Annotated in this window: 16 protein-coding genes and 1 pseudogene; 4 read left to right on the forward strand and 13 right to left on the reverse strand. The window is 66.7% G+C overall.

Going from position 1 to position 16,906, the window contains the following annotated elements:
- Positions 1 to 2 precede the first annotated feature (2 nt).
- The 8 genes from ACQY8M_RS04025 to ACQY8M_RS04060 all read right to left on the reverse strand — a co-directional run bounded on the left by ACQY8M_RS04025 (position 3) and on the right by ACQY8M_RS04060 (position 8,329).
- The gene (locus tag ACQY8M_RS04025; RefSeq protein WP_428669201.1) at positions 3 to 1,028 is read right to left on the reverse strand and encodes a fatty acid desaturase; all 1,026 of its coding nucleotides are present in this window, start codon (positions 1,026 to 1,028) and stop codon (positions 3 to 5) included.
- A gap of 98 nt (positions 1,029 to 1,126) precedes the next feature.
- On the reverse strand, positions 1,127 to 1,909 hold the full coding sequence (locus ACQY8M_RS04030; RefSeq protein WP_428669202.1) for an NYN domain-containing protein: 783 nt from the start codon (positions 1,907 to 1,909) through the stop codon (positions 1,127 to 1,129).
- A 20-nt stretch (positions 1,910 to 1,929) separates the two neighbouring features.
- Positions 1,930 to 2,823: an ABC transporter permease gene (locus tag ACQY8M_RS04035; protein ID WP_428669203.1), complete on the reverse strand. Its 894-nt coding sequence runs from the start codon at positions 2,821 to 2,823 to the stop codon at positions 1,930 to 1,932.
- Entirely contained in the window at positions 2,820 to 3,833 is a 1,014-nt protein-coding gene (locus ACQY8M_RS04040) for an extracellular solute-binding protein (protein WP_428669204.1), read from the reverse strand. The genes ACQY8M_RS04035 and ACQY8M_RS04040 overlap by 4 nt, the downstream gene beginning before the upstream one ends.
- Before the next feature lie 43 nt (positions 3,834 to 3,876).
- Positions 3,877 to 4,929, reverse strand: coding sequence for an ABC transporter ATP-binding protein (locus tag ACQY8M_RS04045; RefSeq protein WP_428669205.1), 1,053 nt, complete (start codon positions 4,927 to 4,929; stop codon positions 3,877 to 3,879).
- Between the two features lies 1 nt (position 4,930).
- Positions 4,931 to 5,752 (reverse strand): ABC transporter permease, encoded by an 822-nt coding sequence (locus tag ACQY8M_RS04050; RefSeq protein ID WP_428669206.1) that lies wholly within the window; start codon positions 5,750 to 5,752, stop codon positions 4,931 to 4,933.
- The gene (locus tag ACQY8M_RS04055; protein WP_428669207.1) at positions 5,749 to 6,978 is read right to left on the reverse strand and encodes an amidohydrolase family protein; all 1,230 of its coding nucleotides are present in this window, start codon (positions 6,976 to 6,978) and stop codon (positions 5,749 to 5,751) included. The genes ACQY8M_RS04050 and ACQY8M_RS04055 overlap by 4 nt, the downstream gene beginning before the upstream one ends.
- A 112-nt stretch (positions 6,979 to 7,090) precedes the next feature.
- Positions 7,091 to 8,329, reverse strand: a complete 1,239-nt coding sequence (locus tag ACQY8M_RS04060; RefSeq protein WP_428669208.1) for an amidohydrolase family protein — start codon at positions 8,327 to 8,329, stop codon at positions 7,091 to 7,093.
- Between the two features lie 68 nt (positions 8,330 to 8,397).
- On the opposite strand from ACQY8M_RS04060, the gene ACQY8M_RS04065 reads away from it, so the two are divergent.
- A complete protein-coding gene (locus ACQY8M_RS04065) occupies positions 8,398 to 8,919 on the forward strand; it encodes a hypothetical protein (RefSeq protein ID WP_428669209.1) in 522 nt (173 codons plus the stop codon).
- Between the two features lie 9 nt (positions 8,920 to 8,928).
- Positions 8,929 to 9,927: a 4-hydroxyproline epimerase gene (locus ACQY8M_RS04070; protein WP_428669210.1), complete on the forward strand. Its 999-nt coding sequence runs from the start codon at positions 8,929 to 8,931 to the stop codon at positions 9,925 to 9,927.
- Positions 9,928 to 10,039: 112 nt separating this feature from the next.
- Here ACQY8M_RS04070 and ACQY8M_RS04075 read toward each other — a convergent pair whose 3' ends face one another.
- The gene (locus tag ACQY8M_RS04075; protein WP_428669211.1) at positions 10,040 to 11,239 is read right to left on the reverse strand and encodes a CaiB/BaiF CoA transferase family protein; all 1,200 of its coding nucleotides are present in this window, start codon (positions 11,237 to 11,239) and stop codon (positions 10,040 to 10,042) included.
- Positions 11,240 to 11,502: 263 nt separating this feature from the next.
- Between ACQY8M_RS04075 and ACQY8M_RS04080 the strand changes: the two genes are divergently transcribed.
- Complete coding sequence (locus tag ACQY8M_RS04080) at positions 11,503 to 11,805, forward strand: type II toxin-antitoxin system HicB family antitoxin (RefSeq protein ID WP_428669212.1); 303 nt, start codon at positions 11,503 to 11,505, stop codon at positions 11,803 to 11,805.
- On the opposite strand, the pseudogene ACQY8M_RS04085 reads toward ACQY8M_RS04080, so the two are convergent.
- The 4 genes and pseudogenes from ACQY8M_RS04085 to ACQY8M_RS04100 form a co-directional block, all read right to left on the reverse strand.
- A pseudogene (locus ACQY8M_RS04085) lies at positions 11,762 to 12,195 on the reverse strand (DUF2848 family protein). The gene ACQY8M_RS04080 and the pseudogene ACQY8M_RS04085 overlap by 44 nt on opposite strands.
- Before the next feature lie 118 nt (positions 12,196 to 12,313).
- Entirely contained in the window at positions 12,314 to 13,114 is an 801-nt protein-coding gene (locus ACQY8M_RS04090) for a putative hydro-lyase (RefSeq protein WP_428669213.1), read from the reverse strand.
- A gap of 9 nt (positions 13,115 to 13,123) precedes the next feature.
- Positions 13,124 to 13,876, reverse strand: coding sequence for an SDR family NAD(P)-dependent oxidoreductase (locus ACQY8M_RS04095; RefSeq protein ID WP_428669214.1), 753 nt, complete (start codon positions 13,874 to 13,876; stop codon positions 13,124 to 13,126).
- A gap of 10 nt (positions 13,877 to 13,886) precedes the next feature.
- On the reverse strand, positions 13,887 to 14,849 hold the full coding sequence (locus tag ACQY8M_RS04100) for a Bug family tripartite tricarboxylate transporter substrate binding protein (RefSeq protein WP_428669215.1): 963 nt from the start codon (positions 14,847 to 14,849) through the stop codon (positions 13,887 to 13,889).
- A 141-nt stretch (positions 14,850 to 14,990) separates the two neighbouring features.
- Between ACQY8M_RS04100 and ACQY8M_RS04105 the strand changes: the two genes are divergently transcribed.
- Positions 14,991 to 16,889, forward strand: a complete 1,899-nt coding sequence (locus tag ACQY8M_RS04105) for a protein kinase domain-containing protein (protein ID WP_428669216.1) — start codon at positions 14,991 to 14,993, stop codon at positions 16,887 to 16,889.
- Positions 16,890 to 16,906 lie beyond the last annotated feature (17 nt).

A 16,906-nucleotide genomic window follows, 5' to 3' on the forward strand; every position in this document is an offset into this window, starting at 1 on the left:
CTCTAGTGTCCGATGTCCCTGAACGATACCAGGCGGCGACGGCTCTCGTCCCACAGCACGAGGGGAACGCAGCGCAGGCTCTGCCCCAGGGTCAGCCGGCCGACATCGCGCAGCTCCGGATGATCGCGCAGCACGTGGGGCAGCCGATAGAACGGAATGCGGCTGTTCAGATGATGAACATGGTGCAGGCCGATGTTGGCGGTGAGCCAGCGCAGGAAGCCCGGCAGGTCGTAATGCGAGCTGCCGTGCAGGGCGGCTGCTTGCAGTGTCCAGTTCTCATGACGGTCCCAGCTCGTCCGCTCGAACTGGTGCTGGACATAGAACAGCCAGACACCAAGCGACGCAGCGAGCAGCATGATCGGCAGGTGGACCAGCACGAACGTGTTCAGGCCGACCAGCCAGATCAGGCCGGTGGCAGCCAGGCCGATGCCCAGGTTCGTCGCCATGGCGCTCGCCCACGGACGCCAGCCGCCGCGCATCTGCCCGACGGGCAGGCGATGCTGCAGGAAGAAGAGATATGCCGGGCCGATGCCGAACATGACCAGCGGATGACGATAGACGCGATAGCGCAGACGCCCCCAGAACGCGCGTGCCCTGTATTCGTCGACGGTCAGGGTGTCGATGTCGCCGATGCCGCGGCGATCGAGATTGCCGGTGCTGGCGTGATGCAGCGTATGGGCGCGGCGCCACAGGCCATAGGGCGTCAGCGTCACCACGCCGGCGATCCGTCCGATCCAGTCGTTGGCCAGCTTGTGGCGGAAGAAGGCGCCGTGGCTGCAATCGTGCTGGATCAGGAACAGCCGGACCAGAAAGCCGGCAGCAGGCAGCGCGAGCAACAGGCCAAGCCACCAGTAGCCAAGATGGACGGACGCCCAGACGAGGGCCCACAGCGCGACGAGCGGCAGGACCGTGACCGCGATTTCCAACAGCCCGCGGCGCGTGCTGGGTTCGCGGTAGCGTGCGAGAATCTGGGGCCAGGCGCGCACTTCGGCCGCGGCTGCGGAGCCGCCCGTTTGTAGATTGGTCAATAGGTTCGACTTCCCTGCTTGAATTGCTGTTTTCTTGGGCGCCCCAGCCAGTCAGCGCTGTAGACGCCGGCCGCGGCGCTGGCAACGGGCGAAATGGCTCAGTCGACCACTGCGTGGATGATCTTCGAACCGCTCTTGGCGCGTGTCTTGGCCGGCTTGACCCGGATCCGCACCTCGCGGCCGTCCTGCTGGTCCATCTCGAACGCCCCGGTGCCGCGAATCAGATCGCTCAGCTTGCGGAAGCCGTAGCTGCGCGGGTCGAAGTCGGAGGCGATGGTGGACAGTCTTTGGCCGACCACGCCCAGACCGACCCAACCGTCCGCGGTATCCATCTGTGCGATCGCCTTGTTCAGAATGGCAACCGCGGCACTTGCCGCCTGGACGGCGCGCGGCGCGGGGGCGGGCGCGGGCTCGCCAGCGCTCGGCGCCGGGGCCTCGGGCACCAGATTCTCGGTATAGATGAAGCGCCGGCAGGCTTGGCGGAAGCTTTCAGGCGTCTTGCGGGCGCCGAAGCCATAGACGTCGGCGCCTTCCTCGCGCAGGCGCGAGGCGAGCCGCGTGAAGTCGCTGTCGGACGAGACCAGGCAGAAGCCGTCGAACCGTCCGCTGTGCAGCAGGTCCATGGCATCGATCACCAGAGCGATGTCGGAGGCGTTCTTGCCGGTCGTGTAAGCAAACTGCTGGTAGGGATCGATCGCATATTTCTGCAGCACGTCGGCCCAGCCCTTGGAGCGCGGGCTCGAGAAGTCGCCGTAGATGCGCCGCGAACTCGCCTCGCCGAACTTGGCGATCTCCTCGAACAGCCCCGCCACGATACGCGGCGAGGTGTTGTCGGCGTCGATCAGGACGGCGAATCGGCGCGTGCGGTTTTCATCGGCCATGGGGCCCCTCGATTCTGGTTCTAGCGGGCGGCGCGGCGCTGCAGGAGCAGGTTGGCGGCGATCGTCAGGGTGAGCGTCACCGCCATCAGGATAAAGGCGATGGCGCCGCCGAACGGCCAGTTGGTCTTCTGAGTAAACTCGTTGTAGATCACCGGCGCCATCATCTTGAACAAGGGACCGCCCAGCAGGAAGGGCGTGGCGTAGGCGTTCATCGCCAGGATGAAGGTCAGGATGGTGCCGGCCAGGATGCCGGGCATCGCCAGCGGCCACAGCACGCGGCGGAACATGGTGAGCGGCGTCGCGCCCAGGCTGAAGGCAGCCTCCTCGACGGCGCGGTCGATGCTCTCGATCACGCTCTGCAGCGACAGCACCATGAACGGCAGGTTGACGGCGACGATGCCGATGATCACCGCCTTCTCGGTGAACATGATCTCGAATGGCTTGTTTATCAGGCCGGCCCCCATCAGGGTCGCATTGAAGAAGCCCTTGTTGCCGAACACCACCATCCAGCCGGCGGCGCGCACCGCGTTGCCGACGAACAGCGGCAGCACGATCGCGATGATCAGCAGGTGCTTGAACCGGCTCTGGGTGCGGGCCACGACATAGGCCAGCGGAAAGCCGACGATCAGGCAAGCGACCGTCACCGTCACCGCGATGCGCACGGTCGTGCCGAGAATCGCCGTGTAGTAGGGATCGGTGAAGAACTTGACGTAATTGGCGATGGTCAGCGCCTCGACCATCATCTTCCTGGTCGGCTCGAACTCGTTCAGGCTGTAGCGCAGCAGGATCGCAAGCGGCCCGAGCAGGCAGAGCGCGATGAAGATCGTCGCCGGCCCGATCAGGGCCGCCGCCGTCCATCCCTCGCTCCGCCGCCGGCTGCCCGCGGAGCGATGCGCGACTGCCGTGTCGGTCATGCCTTGAACGACTTGTTCCACCAATCCTGGAAGGCGACGTCGTTCTTGCCCATGTAGCCGTAATCGAGGTCGACGAGGCGCTTCTTCTCGTCCTCGGTGAAGCCGATGCGCTTCTGCAGATCGTCTGCCACCTTGGCATTGGTGACCGTGGGGTTGTAGCCCATGTCGACGGCGAAGTTCTCCTGTGCCGACGGGGCCATCATGGCGTTGAGCCAGGCATAGCCGCCTTCCTTGCTGGGCGCGTTCTTGGGCATGACGAAACCCGAGACGTACATCGGCACGCCTTCCTTGGGCGCCACGGTCTCGACCTTGATGCCGGCATTCTGCCACTGCACGGCGCGCGCCTTCCACATGATGCCGCAGGCGATCTCGCCGGTCTTGAGGGCCTGGGCGAAGGCCTCGTTGGTCGGATAGATTCGCGCGCCCGCCTTCCGGCAGGCGATCAGCCGTTCCTTGCCCGGCTCGAAGTTGCTGACCGAACCGCCCGACGCCAGGGCCGCGGCGACCATGTTGTATTGGCGCTGGATGTCGATGATGCCGAGCTTGTCGCCATGCTTGGGATCGAGCGTGTCGGCAAAGCCCGTCGGCGCCTTCATCATCTCGGGATTGTAGAGAACCACCTTGCCGGAATAGATGTGGCCGATGCCGTAGGCGTACTTCATGGACGGCAGCAGGTTCGCGGCATTGGGCATCTTCGAATAGTCGAGTTGCTCGACCAGCCCCTGCTGGTCCATGTCGTACATGTCGTTGGCCGAAAGTCCCTGCACATCGGTCGTGCCGCGCCGCAGGACCTTCTCCGCCATCATCTTGGCCTTGCGCGGGTCGGCCTGCTCCTCGGCGTGGACGCACTCCCAGCCCTTGACCAGTGGACTGATGTTCTTGGTCAGCAGCCGCGAGTAGTCGCCGCCCCAGGTGCCGATGATCACCTTCTTGTCCTGTGCGGCCGCCGGGGCGGCGGCCAATGCGGCGGCGCCAGCCAATGCCGTGCGGCGGTTGATCATGAAAACCATGGCGAAGTCTCCCTTGTTTCCCTGAATCCTGTTTCCCGAAGCCTCAGTCTGCGAACACTTGGCCGGCGCCGGCCTGCCAGCCGACGTGAACCGTTTGCCCGACCTCGGGCGCGAAACCGCCACCGCGGTTCGCGATCTGCACCACCAGCCGGTCGGCAGGCGACAGGCGCACATGGATGTCGATCTGCGCGCCGAGGTAGGAGACGAATTCCACCGTGCCGGACAGGTCGTTGTCGAGTTCCGGCAGCGGCCCGGGCGCGATTTCAAGCCGTTCGGGGCGCAGCGACAAGGCCGCCTTGCCCGTGGTGTCGCCGACGATGGCGAGGCCGAGGCCGCCGTCGGTGCGGAAGCGGCCGGGCGCTTCGACCGTGCCGGCCAGGAAGGTGGTGCGGCCGACGAAGCCGGCCACGAACCGATCGGCCGGACGCTCATAGAGGTCGCGCTGCGTGCCGACCTGATGGACCGAGCCTTCGTTCATCACCACCAGGCGATCCGCCATGGTGAGGGCCTCTTCCTGGTCGTGGGTCACCATCACCGTGGTTAGGCCAAGCTGGCGCTGCAGCTCGCGGATTTCGACCCGCACCTCCTGGCGCAGCTTGGCGTCGAGGTTGGACAGCGGCTCGTCGAGCAGCAGCACGTCGGGGCGGATGGCGAGCGCGCGCGCCAGCGCCACCCGCTGCTGTTGCCCGCCCGAGAGCTGGCGGGGCAGGCGGGCGCCCAGTCCACCGAGGCGCACCAGCGCCAGCGCTTCATCGACGCGCTTGTCGATATCGGGGCGCGGCAGCTTGCGCATCTCCAGGCCGAAGGCGACGTTCTGCGCCACCGTCAGATGCGGAAACAGCGCATAGCTCTGGAACACCATGCCGGCGTTACGCTTCCAGGGGGGCAGCAGGGTGACGTCGCCGCCGCCCAGCTTCACATGGCCCGACGTCGGCTCGATGAAGCCCGCGACCATGCGGAGCGTCGTGGTCTTGCCGCAGCCCGACGGTCCCAGCAGCACCAGGAACTCGCCGTCCGCCACCGACAGCGACACCTCGCGTACGGCATGGAACTCGCCATAGCGCTTGGTGAGACGATGGATGTCGAGCTGCGCCATGTCAGACGACCCGCGCCAGCTTCACGTAACGATCGGTGATCAGCATCACGATCGCGATCAGCAGGATCTGTACCACCGAGACCGCGGCGATGGTCGGATCGATCTTCCATTCGAGATACTGCAGGATGACGATCGGCAGGGTCGTGCGCCCGGGACCGACCAGGAACAGGCTCATCTCGAGATTGCCGAACGACGTCACGAAGCCGAACAGCGCGCCGGCCACGATGCCGGGCCGGATCGCCGGAAGGGTGATGCGCCGGAAGGTAATCCAGGCATCGGCGCCGAGATTTTGCGCCGCTTCCTCGGTCGTTCGGTCGACACCCGCGAGGCTCGCCGTGACGAGGCGCACGATCCAGGGGATGACGATCACGACGTGGCCCGCGACCAGCGCGTAGAAGGTGCCCAGCACGTCGACGTCGAGGCCGTTCTCGAGGGTCACGTGAAAGACGTACATCGCCGTGCCCAGCACCACGCCGGGCACGAGCAGGGGCATCAGCAGCAGGCTGGAGAGCGGCGCGTGCAGCTTGAACTGGAAGCGCGAAATGCAGAGCGCCGCCGGTATGCCCAGCGCGAGCCCGATCACGGTCGCCAGTGCTCCAACCCGGAACGAAAGCGAGAAGCCGTTGACGAACTTGGGCTGCTCGAGGATCGCCGCAAACCAGCGCAGGCTGTAGCCCTCCGGCGGAAAGGACGGGATCTCCTGCCGGAAGAAGGCGAGCCACGTGACGAAGATCAGCGGCGTCAGGATATAGAGCAGCGCGATCGCCGCCGCGCCGTTCAGCGCCCAGCGGCCGGCGCGGCGTCGGATGAGGGCGCCGATCACAGCGTGTTCTTGTGGAACGTGCCGGCCTTCATGATGACCGACAGGTTGGGGCCGCCGTCCTGGAACAGGCCGAGGTCCCTCAGCGGATCGCCGTCGACCAGGATCATGTCGGCATGGGCGCCGGGCTGGATGGTGCCGAGCTTTCCCTCCTGCCGCACCACCTCGGCGCCGATCAGCGTCGCCGAGCGGATGACGTCGATCGCCGGCATCACCTCGCCGCGGATCCTGAATTCGCCGGTCTGCTCGTCTTCCAGCGCGCCCAGAAGATCCGACCCGTAGGCCATCTTCACGCCGGCCGAACGGCAATGCTCGAGCTCGGCGAAGCCGTATTTCAGCACCTCGTCGTTCTTCTCCAGCATGCTGTCCGGCATGCCGAGCTCCTTCGCGCGCCGCTTCATCGCGTCGTAGGTGACGAGGTTCGGGATCATGTAGACGCCCTTCTCCGCCATCAGTTTCGCCGTCGGCGCATCGACCAGGTTGCCGTGCTCGATGGTACGGACGCCGCACTTGACGGCGCGGGTGATCGCCTCGGGTGTGTAGGCGTGGGTCAGCACATAGCGGCCGAAGGCGTGGGCCTCCTCGACCGCCGCGGTGATCTCCTCGATGGTGAACTGGATCGATTCGAGCGGGTCGTAGGGCGAGGCCACGCCGCCCGAGACCATCAGCTTCACCTGGTCCGCGCCCTGGCGCATCTGTTCGCGGGCGGCCTTGCGCACGGCGTCGGGACCGTCGGCGATGCAGCGGATGAAGACCATGCCATTGCAGCACAGGCACGGCGGGCCGATGTCGGTGCGCCGGTTGCGGTCGTTGTGGCCGCCGGTCGGGCCGATCGAGCGGCACGAGATGAACATCCGCGGGCCCGGGATCAGCCCCGATTCGACCGCCGTCTTGGTGCCCCAGTCGGCGCCGCCCGCATCGCGCACGGTGGTGAAGCCGCGATCGAGCATGCGCTTCAGCCGGCCGGCCGAGCGCGCCATCATCAGGGTCAGCGGCACCGCCTCCAGGCGGTTGACGTAGACCTCGCTGTGATGGGTATGCACGTGGCAGTCTATCAGGCCCGGCAACAGGGTGCGCTTGCCGCAATCGACCACCTGCGCCGAGGGCGAGTTGATCGGCGTGGCCGACACCTCCTTGATCGTGTCGCCCTCGACCAGCACCTCGTACCCGCCGCGCGCCTCCTCCCAGTTCGGATCGAGGAGGCTGAGGTTCCTGAACAGGAAGGACATTACTGAACTCCGACGGGTGTCATCCCGAGCGCAGCGAGGGACCTATGGCGGCGCCGGCCATAGGTCCCTCCCTGCGCTCGGGATGACAATTTTGGTGCAGCACGGCCTGGCGTCACTTCAACGCGTTCTTATGAAACTTGCCGCCCTTCATGATCATCGGCATGTGCTTGCCCTCGCCGAGGAAGAGCTCGAGGTTCTTTACCGGATCGCCGTCGATCGCGATCAGGTCGGCGTGGGCGCCAGGCTCGACGACCCCGAGCTTGCCCTCCTGCTGCACGATCTCGGCGCCGACCAGCGTCGCCTGCCGGATGATCTCGAGCGGCGAGAGAACCTTGGCGCGATGGATGAACTCCAGGCTCTGGTCGACCTGCAGCGCGCCCAGCAGATCGGTGCCGTAGCCGACCTTCACGCCGGCCCGCTTGCAGATCTCGAGCGAGCGCAGCGCGCCGTCGAGGACGATGTCGTTCTTGGCCAGCATCTCTGCCGTCATGCCGAACTGCGCCGCCCGCTCCTTCATCGAGAAGTAGGTCACCAGGTTGGCGATCATGTAGCCGCCCTTGGACCTGATCAGGGCTGCCGATGTGTCGTCGATCAGGTTGCCGTGCTCGATCGTGCGCACGCCGTTGTTCATCGCCCGGGTGATCGCTTCCGGCGTGTAGGCATGGGCCAGCACGTAGCGGCCGAAGTTCCTCGCCTCGTCGGTCGCCGCTGCAATCTCGGCCTCGGAGAACTGCAGCGAATCGAGCGGGTCGTAGGGCGAGGCGACGCCGCCGGAGCACATGATCTTCACCTGGTCGGCGCCCTGCCGCATCTGCTCGCGAACGCACTTGCGCACCTCGTCGGCGCCGTCGGCGACGGCCATCACATAGACCATGCCGTTGCAGCAGCCGCAGGAGGCCGGCTGGTAGTCCGTGCGGCGGCGGGAGTCGGAATGGCCGCCGGTCGGGCCGATCGCCTTGGCCGAGATGAACAGCCGCGGGCCCGGGATCAGCCCCGACTCGACGGCGGTCTTGATGCCCCAGTCGGCGCCGCCGGTGTCGCGCACCGTGGTGAAGCCGCGATTGAGCATGCCGCGCATCAGCTCGGCCGACTTGGCCGTCAGCAGGGTGAGCGGGATCGCCTCGAGGTGCCGGATATTCACTTCCGTCAGGAACACATGGACGTGGCAGTCGATCAGCCCGGGCATCAGGGTGCGCTTCCCGCCGTCGATCACGCGCGCCTCGTGCGCCTTGATCGGCTGGCGCGATACCTCCTTGATGGTACCACCTTCGATCAGAACTTCGTATCCGCCGCGCGCCTCGTCCCAGCGTGGGTCGAGCAGACTGAAATTACGGAACAGAATCTGCGACATCGACGCTCCCCTTCCGACGCGGCGCAACCCTACGCTGCCCGCCGCTTCGACGCTACAGTCGCGCAAGGATGAGGCGCGTTGTTGTCTTCGGCACCACGGGATCAGGCAAGAGCTGGCTGGCGGAGCGCCTGGCGGCGCGCCATGGCCTGCGCCTGATCGAGCTCGATGCTCTGTTCTGGGGCAAGGACTGGCAGCCCGCGCCGCTCGAGCTCTTTCGCTATCGGGTCGAGTGCGAGATCCGTGACGGCGACTGGATCGTCGTCGGCAACTACGGCCAGGTGCGCGACCTCACCTGGCGCGCGGCCGACACGCTGGTCTGGCTCGACCTGCCGTTCCCGCTGGTGATCTGGCGCCTGTTCCGGCGAACGATGCGGAGGTCGCTCACCAAGGAGGACCTGTGGGGCACCGGCAACACCGAGTCGCTGGTGCGTTCCCTGTTCAGCCGTCAGTCGATCCTGCTGTATGCGATGAAGACCCATGGCAAGAACCGCGCCCGCTTCGCCATCGACTGCGAGTTCCTGAGCAAGGACAAGACCGTCGTACGGCTGTCCAGCGCGCGCGAGGTTGAGCGCTTCCTGCAGGGAGCGTAAGCAGGCGGCATGTCCGTGCACACTTTCTCCTGCCTCGACGGCCATACCTGCGGCAACCCGGTGCGCCTGGTGTCGGGCGGCGGCCCGCTCCTCAAGGGCGAAACCATGAGCGAGCGCCGGCTCGATTTCCTCGCCAACCACGACTGGATCCGCAAAGCGCTGATGTTCGAGCCGCGCGGCCACGACGTGATGTCGGGCTCGATCCTCTACCCGCCGACGCGCGCCGATTGCGACATCGGCGTGCTATTCATCGAGGTCAGCGGCTGTCTGCCGATGTGCGGGCACGGCACGATCGGCACTGTCACAATGGCCGTCGAGAACGGGCTGGTCGCGCCCGCGACGCCGGGCGTGCTCAACATCGACGCCCCGGCCGGCCGCGTGGTCGCGCGCTACGAGCAGAAGGACCGCTTCGTCGACAGCGTGCGGATCACCAACGTCGCCTCCTATCTGGCGGCGACCGATGTGACCGTCGATGTGCCGGGCATGGGCGAGCTCGTCTTCGATATCGCCTATGGCGGCAACTACTACGCAATCCTCGAGCCGCAGAAGAACTTCGCCGGCCTCGAGTCGATGTCGGCCGGCGACGTGCTGCGCCTGTCGCCGATCGTGCGCCGGCTGGTCAACGAGAAGATCCAGCCGGTCCATCCCGAGAACGAGACGATCCGCGGCGTGAGCCACGTCATGTGGACCGGCAAGCCGCGCGATCCGCGCGCCCATGCGCGCAACGCGGTATTCTACGGCGACAAGGCGATCGACCGCTCCCCCTGCGGCACCGGCACGTCGGCGCGCATGGCGCAGCTGGTGGGACGGGGCCGGCTGTCTGTCGGCGACGACTTCGTGCACGAGAGCATCATCGGCTCGCTGTTCGACGGCCGTGTGGAGGGCGCCGCTCGTGTTGGCAACTACGACGCCATTGTCCCGTCGATCGCCGGCTGGGCGCGCCAGCACGGCATCAACACCATCTTCGTCGACAGTCGCGATCCGTTTGCGCACGGGTTTCAGGTCTAAATGCGCGGAATACGCGTCATGATCTTCCGGACCGCGAGCTTCCAGCTCGCTCAGATTCATGAGCGAGCTGGAAGCTCGCGGTCCGGAAGACCATGAGAAGGCGGGAGGCGAGCTACTCCGCTGCCTTTGCAACCGCCGCCGGCCGGCGGATGCCGCCGCGCGAGAAGATCGCGTCGATGTCGGCCTGGCCGTAGCCCAGCTCGCCCAGGATGTCCGGTCCGTCCTCGCCGATGTGCGGCGCGTGCTGCTGCGGCGGGTGCTCGGAGGCGCGCGGCAGGCCGGCGATGTTGGCGACCGGCAGGCGGCCGACGCCTTCCTGCTCGATCCAGTCGATCGCGCCGGATTCCTTGACGTGCGGATGATCGAGATAGTCGGTGTAGTTGTTGACCCGCTCGCAGAACACGTCCTTGGGCTGCAGGATCGCGATCCATTCCTCGGTGGTCTTCGACGGCAGGGTCTCGTTCAGCGCCTTGATGATCTTGGGCGCATTCCTGATGCGCGCCTCGTGGCCCTGCAGCTCGGGATCGTTGGCGATGTCCTCGCGCCCGATCAGCTCGAACATCAGCTTGAAATGATGCGGCCGCATCGCCGACACCATGATGTAGCCGTTCTTCGTCTTGTAGCTGCCGGCCGGCATGTAGAGCACCGGCGGCGCGCCGTTGGAGAAGATCCATTCCATCAGCTTGGCGCCCTGGAACGCCGCCGCCGCCTTCATCAGGCTCGAATCGATGAAGCAGCCCTCGCCGAAACGGAACTGGCGCATGATCGCCGTGCTCAGCGCCTGGAAGGTGTAGAGGCCGGTCGTCACGTCGACGGCGATCATGCCCTGCCGCCACGGCGTGCCGTCGGGCATCTTGTTCATCACCATCATGCCCGAGAAGGCCTGGATCAGACCGTCGACCGTCGGCCGCTTGCTGTAGGGGCCGGTCTGGCCGAACCCCGACACCGAGCAGTAGACGACCTTCGGATTGATCGCCTTGATGTCCTCGTAGCCGAATCCGAGGCGCTTGATGACGCCGGGCCGGAAGCTTTCCATCACCACGTCGGCCTTGGCCGCGAGCTTTCTCACTACGGCGATGCCGTCGGGCGACTTGAGGTCGACCGCGATCGAGCGCTTGCCGCGGTTGAAGGCGATCGAATGGGCGCAGTGCTCGCCCTTGATGTCGCCCAGCGCGCGGCCCCAGTCGCCCTCGGGCGGCTCGACCTTGATCACGTCCGCGCCATGCAGCGCCAGCAGCATCGAGGCATGTGGCCCCGCGATGCCCTGCGTGAAATCGAGAACCGTAATGCCGTCGAACGCGCCCTTGACCATGACCCTGCTTTCCTCCCGGAGGGATGAACGTACGTTCAGCAGGGCCGGTGGATCAAGGGCTGTGGCGCGTGGAAGCCATGCGTGTTGCAGCGCAAACGCCTGCCGCGAGCATCGTTGTCATCGCGAGCGCAGCGAAGGATCTATGCAGCGCCGGCCGTAAATCCCTCGCTACGCTCGGGATGACAACGATTTTGGTTTTCCCCGCGATGGATTGAGCCCATCAATTACTCGCTCACGCTCATCCAAAAAAATTCCGATGCCAAATGCGCTACCCCGTTCTCATCGAAGAAGGAACCGAGGCTACAGCGTTCGGCGTGGTCGTGCCCGACCTGCCGGGCTGCTTTTCCGCGGGAGATACGCTTTGCGAGGCAATGGCCGCAGCCAAGGAGGCCGCGACGGGTTGGATTGATGCGACCCTCACAAGGAGCCCAGTCATTCCGCTGCCGTCGACCTCCGAAGCCGTCCGTCAATTGTGTGGCTATGAAGGATGGATTATCGGATACATTGATCTCGATGACCCCGCTACACCACGACCGGCAGGCTCTGCACGTGGTAGCCCTGCGTGAGCTTGCGGCCCAGAACCGGGTCCTCGAATTCCATGCCGAAGCGCAGCGACGGGCGGATGCCGCCGATGGCGGGCATTGTGCCGCAGAACATCGCGACGCTGCCTGGCAGGCGCCTGCTGCCGTCGTTCCAGCCGACCACCAATTCGCGCGGCGGGCGAATATTGGCCAGCGGTCCTTCCTGGTAGAGCACCTTCTTGCCGGCCTCGGTTACGTAGCTGCGCAGGATCAGGCGTCGGCGCCGATCGTGGCCCAGAGCCGTTCGGGCGTGCCGATCAGCACCGGCTCGACCTCGCCCGAGCTGTCGTCGCCCGGCACCTGGATGGTATCGGCCTGCGTCAGCAACGCCGCGGAAGCGCGATGGTAGAGCGGCACCGACGACGACGGCTGCACGCCGATCGCCTTCAGCTCCTCGTGTGATGGTTCAGCGCCGCAAAGTCGCGGCCGGTCCAGCCGGCGATGACCAGGTCCTCGATGTCGGCGGTGCCGACATCGAACGACAGATGCGCCATCAGAGAACGGCGAGGCGCGAATTCAGCAGGTCGGTCACCAGCATGTAGCCCGGCGCGTGGGTGATGCAGAACTCCGGCTTCACCGTCGCCACGACCGATTGCGGGGTGACGCCGCAGGCCCAGAACACCGGCAGCTCGTCGTCGCGCACCGGCACGCCGTCGCCGTAGTCGGGCTTGGCAATGTCCTTGATGCCGATCATCTCCGGCTTGCCGAGATGGACCGGCGCGCCATGCACCGAGGGGAAGCGCGTCGTCACCTGCACGGCACGGATCGCGTCGGCCGGCCGGAACGGGCGCATCGAGACGACCATTGGTCCGTGGAACGGGCCGGCCGGCGTGCACTCGATGTTGGTCCGGTACATCGGCACGTTGACGTTGCAGCTCTGATGGCGGATCTCGAGGCCGTTATCGACCAGCGCCTCCTCGAAGGAGAATGAGCAGCCGAGCACGAAGGACACGAGATCGTCGCGCCAGACGTCCTTGAGGTCGGTCACCTCGGCGACCATCTCGCCCTTCTTCCAGACCCGGTACATCGGAATGTCGGTGCGGATGTCGAGATCCTCGCCCAGGGTAGGCAGGCGCCAGTCGCCCGGCTCGGACTGGCCAAGCAGCGGGCAGGGCTTGGGGTTCAGCATGCAGAAGCGCGTGAAGTCGGCGGCCAGCTCCTTCGGCAGGATCGCGAGGTTGCCCTGCACGTAGCCCGGCGCCATGCCCGAGGTCGGCAGGCGATGGCCGCCCGCCCGGATGCGGCGGCGCGCATCGCGGCCGGTCTCGCCCTTGAGGTTGGTCATCGTGTCCATGACATGCTCCTAAACGTGCTGGCCGCCGTTGATCTGGATCTCGGCGCCGGAAACATACGACGCGCCCTTCTCGCACAGGAAATGGATCACGTCGGCAACTTCGTCCGGCGTGCCCAGGCGCCGCATCGGAATCTGCTCTTCGACGATCTTCTCCGTGCCGGGCGACAGGATCGCGGTGTCGATCTCACCGGGCGCGATGGCGTTGACGCGGATGCCGCGGGGGCCGAAATCGTGCGCCATCTCGCGCGTGAGAGCGGCCAGCGCCGCCTTCGAGGTGGCGTAGGCGGAGCCCGCGAACGGATGGACGCGGCTGCCGGCGATCGAGGTCACGTTGACGACACAGCCGCGTGCTTCGGACAGCTCGCCCATCAGGCCGCGGGCGAGCGCTACCGGCGCGAAGAAGTTGACGTTGAACACGCGCCGCCAGAGGTCGAACGGCGTATCGATCGCGCCCAGCCGGCCGCCGGTCTCGTCCTTGGGCGAGATCGCCGCGTTGTTGACCAGCGCATCGAGCCGGCCGCCGCCAAGGCGATCGCGGATCTCTCCGATGCCGCGCTGGACATCGTCGGGCTCGGCGAGGTCGATCTGCACATGGTTCTTGTCGCCGCCCGGCCAGGGGCAGAGCGCGCTGAAGGGTTGGCGCGACACGGTGATCACCCGCCAGCCGCCGGCGCTGAACTTCTTCACGGTCGCATGGCCGATGCCGCGGCTCGCGCCGGTCAGCACCAGGGTGCGCGTATTGTCGAGCAGGGGAACATTCATGGCCGGAAGTTTACTCCGCCTTGGCGCCCGAGTCCTTCACCACCTTGGCCCATTTGACGATCTCGACCTTCACGAAATCGCCCAATTCCGCAGGATTTGACGGGGTTATGTCGAAGCCTGCCTTGACGATCACCTCGGCCGTCGCGGGGTCTTTCAGCGCCTTCATCATTTCGGCGTTGAGGCGGGCGATGATTTCGGCCGGCGTGCCGGCCGGGGCGAACAGGCCGAACCAGGCATCGGCCTGGAAGCCCTTAACGACCGTCTCGTCGACCGTCGGTACGTCGGGCAGGTTGGCATTGCGCTTCAGCGCGCTGACGGCGAGCGCGCGCAGCTTGCCGGCACGGATCTGCGCCAGCACCGACGGCAGGGTCTGGAACGAGCACTTCACCTGGCCGCCGAGCAGATCCTGCACCGCGGGCGCCGAGCCGCGATAGGGCACATGCACGGCCTGGATGCCGGTCGCACCCTTGAACAGCTCCATCGCGAGGTTGGAGGCCGAGCCGTTGCCGGTCGAGGCGTAGGAGAGCTTGTCGCCCTCGGCCTTCGCCCAGGTCACGAATTCCTGGATGGTCTTGGCCGGCACGTCGGGATGGACCACCAGCACGTGCGTCACCGTCGTGGCGAGGCCGATCGGGGCGAAGTCCTTCGCGGCGTCGAACGGCGTCGCGGGGATCAGTGTCTGGTTGGTGGCGTGCGTGGAATTGTTGCCCATGGTGAGCGTGTAGCCGTCGGGCGCGGCCTTGGCGCCGATCTCGCTGCCGACGTTGCCGGCGCCGCCCGGCTTGTTGTCGACCACGACCTGCTGGCCGAGCCCCTCCCCCATCTCGGCCGCCAACGCGCGCGCCAGCACATCGGTCGACCCGCCGGCTGGATAGGGCACCACCAGCCGCAACGGCTTGGCCGGCCACGCCTGGGCCCGGGCGGGCACGGCGGCCGCAGCAAACGGCAGAGAGAGCACGAGGCGACGCGACAACGACATCTTCGATGAAATCCCTTCTGGCGATATCTAACGTTTTGTTTCTAGGAACAATTTCGTTGAGATCAAGGCAGCCAATCCATTCGCTTGTGCGCGCGCGCGCGAACGCGCATCTAGAGCCGGGATGCGTGCGGACCGATGACCCTAGATAATGTCCAGGCCCTGCCGCCCGGCACCACGCTGGGCGATTACCGGCTCGATGCCGTGATCGGCCACGGCGGCTTCGGCATCACCTATCGCGCCTTCGACGGCCAGCTCGCCAAGGTCGTGGCGATCAAGGAGTACCTGCCGGTCGAGTTCGCCGTGCGCGACGGCCTGAACGTCGTTGCCCGCGGCGCCCGCTTTGCGGACGATTTCGCGTGGGGCCGCGAGCGGTTTCTCGACGAGGCGCGGGCGCTCGCCCGCTTCCGCCATCCGCACATCGTGCCGGTGATGCGCTTTCTCGTCGCCAACGGCACCGCCTACACCGTCATGGAGTTCGAGGACGGCCGCAACGTGGCGGAACTTCTGCGCGAGCCCGGCCGGCGGCTCCCGGCGGACGAGGTGCGCCGCTTGGCAGAGGGGCTGCTGCTCGGGCTGGGCGCGGTGCACGCGCAGGGTTTCCTGCATCGTGACATCAAGCCGTCGAACGTGATCATCCGCCGCGACGGCGTGCCGATCCTGATCGACTTCGGCGCGGCGCGGCAGGCGATGGGCAATCGAACGCGCACCATGACCTCGGTGCTTACGCCGCAATATGCACCGATCGAGCAGTTCGCCCTCGACGGCAACCAGGGGCCGTGGAGCGATATTTATTCCGCCGCCGCGGTGCTCCATCACGCCATCGCCGGCGCGCCGCCGCCCGAAGCGGTGAGCCGGGTCGGCAGGGATCCTTACCGGCCCCTCGCGGAGACGCAGGCAGGCACGTTCGACCAGACTTTCCTGGCGGCGATCGATCGCGGCCTGGTATTCGCGCCGGAGGAGAGGCCGCAATCGATCGACGAGTGGAGCAAGCTGTTCGGCCTGTCGCTGGCGCGCGCCCACGATGCGCCGACGCAGCGCATGGAGGCGCCGCCTGCCACTCTTGCCGATCAGACGCCGCGCCTCGGTGGCGTGAGTCGCGAGACTTACGAACCGCTGATGCCGCCGATGGCAGCGCCGCCCCGCCGGCGCGCGGCGCCCTGGATACTGCTCGCCGTGGCGGTGGGGGTCGGTGCGGCCGTGTGGCTTTACCAGGCGCCGCTGCTCGACCGCGTCGCCACACTGCTGCCGCAGGGTACACAGGCGGGCAACGGCGGCGCGCCGGCGGAGGCCTCCGTTCCGCCTTCGATGCCGGCGCCGACGCCGATCCAGCCTCCCTCCGCCACGCCCGCGCCGACACCGCCGGCGCCGGTCGTCTCGCCGGCCCAGAAGCAACTGGAGGACCAGGCGCAGCGCGCCGGGACGAGCGCACGCGCGGTCTTCGAGAAGGCCAAGGAGGCCTCGAATGCGGCGCGCACCATGGCAGGCGAAGCCCGAATCGCAGCCGCGCGCGCGGCACGAGCGGGACTGGAGAATGCCGAACGGATCACCGGCGACGACGGCGCGTCCTATGTCGGCCAGGCCGTCGACGGCAAGCGCCAGGGACTGGGCGTGCTCGAGTTCAAGGACGGCGATCGCCAAGCCGGCGAATGGAAAGACAATATCCTCAACGGTCTCGGTACCGAGCGACTGAGCGATGGCCCGCGCTACGAAGGCCAGTGGAGCACCGGCCTGCCGGCAGGCCTCGGTGTGCGGGAGAAGCCCGGCAGCGAACGCGCCGAAGGCAATTTCGCCGTCGGCCGGCTCGAAGGGCTCGGCAGGCGGCGCGTGCTGTCCGAGCCGACCATGACGCAGACCGGCGAATTCCAGGGTGACATGCTGAACGGTTTGGGTATCGAGACCCTGGCCAACGGCGAGCGCTACGAGGGCACGTTCCGCGCCGGCAAGCGGCACGGCTACGGCCAGATCATCGGTCCGGACGAACGGGCGCGCGCCAGCCGCTGGAACGACGGAAAGCTGGTCGAATCAACGCCGTAAGCATCCGTGGCATGGAT

The organism is Reyranella sp. (genome assembly GCF_965279465.1).
In the GTDB taxonomy this organism is placed as follows: domain Bacteria; phylum Pseudomonadota; class Alphaproteobacteria; order Reyranellales; family Reyranellaceae; genus Reyranella.

Bases quoted from the DNA above. Each gene is read 5' to 3' on its own strand.
- ACQY8M_RS04055 (WP_428669207.1), bottom strand. From the start codon at position 6,978: ATGTCCTTCCTGTTCAGGAACCTCAGCCTCCTCGATCCGAACTGGGAG.
- ACQY8M_RS04090 (WP_428669213.1), bottom strand. From the start codon at position 13,114: ATGGACACGATGACCAACCTCAAGGGCGAGACCGGCCGCGATGCGCGC.
- ACQY8M_RS04065 (WP_428669209.1), top strand. From the start codon at position 8,398: ATGAGGCGCGTTGTTGTCTTCGGCACCACGGGATCAGGCAAGAGCTGG.
- ACQY8M_RS04075 (WP_428669211.1), bottom strand. From the start codon at position 11,239: ATGGTCAAGGGCGCGTTCGACGGCATTACGGTTCTCGATTTCACGCAG.
- ACQY8M_RS04030 (WP_428669202.1), bottom strand. From the start codon at position 1,909: ATGGCCGATGAAAACCGCACGCGCCGATTCGCCGTCCTGATCGACGCC.
- ACQY8M_RS04035 (WP_428669203.1), bottom strand. From the start codon at position 2,823: ATGACCGACACGGCAGTCGCGCATCGCTCCGCGGGCAGCCGGCGGCGG.
- ACQY8M_RS04080 (WP_428669212.1), top strand. From the start codon at position 11,503: ATGCGCTACCCCGTTCTCATCGAAGAAGGAACCGAGGCTACAGCGTTC.
- ACQY8M_RS04095 (WP_428669214.1), bottom strand. From the start codon at position 13,876: ATGAATGTTCCCCTGCTCGACAATACGCGCACCCTGGTGCTGACCGGC.
- ACQY8M_RS04105 (WP_428669216.1), top strand. From the start codon at position 14,991: ATGACCCTAGATAATGTCCAGGCCCTGCCGCCCGGCACCACGCTGGGC.
- ACQY8M_RS04045 (WP_428669205.1), bottom strand. From the start codon at position 4,929: ATGGCGCAGCTCGACATCCATCGTCTCACCAAGCGCTATGGCGAGTTC.
- ACQY8M_RS04040 (WP_428669204.1), bottom strand. From the start codon at position 3,833: ATGGTTTTCATGATCAACCGCCGCACGGCATTGGCTGGCGCCGCCGCA.
- ACQY8M_RS04070 (WP_428669210.1), top strand. From the start codon at position 8,929: ATGTCCGTGCACACTTTCTCCTGCCTCGACGGCCATACCTGCGGCAAC.
- ACQY8M_RS04060 (WP_428669208.1), bottom strand. From the start codon at position 8,329: ATGTCGCAGATTCTGTTCCGTAATTTCAGTCTGCTCGACCCACGCTGG.